This window comes from 'Fragaria x ananassa' phyllody phytoplasma, from assembly GCF_018274325.1.
GTDB lineage: Bacteria > Bacillota_I > Bacilli_A > Acholeplasmatales > Acholeplasmataceae > Phytoplasma.
Genome location: NZ_JAGVRH010000028.1, coordinates 1 through 988 on the forward strand (window position 1 = coordinate 1; position 988 = coordinate 988).

Annotated in this window: 1 protein-coding gene; it reads left to right on the forward strand. The window is 25.6% G+C overall.

All coding sequences use genetic code 11. The features are described 5' to 3' along the window. Nucleotides 1–741: 741 nt before the first annotated feature. Nucleotides 742–988 (forward strand): hypothetical protein (locus J8J04_RS03045; protein WP_212332248.1); only part of this gene is annotated, 247 nt, incomplete at its 3' end.

A 988-nucleotide genomic window follows, 5' to 3' on the forward strand; every position in this document is an offset into this window, starting at 1 on the left:
ACTAAGCTATTTTATATTTATAAAATTATTAAAACCAAAGATAAATAATTATGTTACCCCTATAAATTACTATTTTGGAATTTAGGGTTTTTTTTATATCAAAAATTCGATAGTGTTTTCCTAGGGGGGTCCTGCAAACTTTATACTAAAAAGCAAGTCTTAGTACTTTTTTAATTTTTCCTAGGTATTTACTTACTTTACGCGCGCATGGGGAATAACATTGCCCCATGCGCTACTAGTATTTTCCTAGTGATTTTATTGGTACAGATTGGGTACACATTTCAATGTGTACCACTTTTTTATTAATGTGTACCACTTTTTTATTCTCGTGCCTTTACCGTGAACTATCGGTAAAGGAGTAGCGAGAATAAACCAACCGCCTTTGCCGTGAGTATCGGTAAAGGAGTAGGTTGGAGAGTTTATAATAAAAAAAAAAATTTATCTTATATAAGTTTCATTTTGTTATGATTTTTTTTATATTATATTGTATTATATAACTATTTTTCTGTTATAATATAAGTGTATTCCAGCGACAAAACAACATGTTATTTAATTTAATATAAATAAATGTTAAAATTATTAATGACTCTATGTATATATTCGTCGCTGGGTATATATGTAGGGTCATTTTCGTTATATTAAGCCCACATTAAAAAAATATATAAAAAAAATAGTTATGTAAATCCATACTCTACCAAAGACAAAGATTTATATAACTACCTACGAAAGGATGCATATTAAATGCAAATATTCAATTTAAACATAGATGTATTTATTTCAAAAATAAATATCTACGCCAATACTATTATATCATTTTGTAAGGTTAGATTTAATAGTATAATTGCTCTTCAAGATGTTAATTTTAGTTTAGGCAATATTTTAAATAGTACAGGTATAATTCTTCAATTTATTTTAACTATTTTTTATTTTTTAACCTTTATTACTGTATTAGCTTTTGTAGTTTCTCCTATTTTTAATATTATTAAAA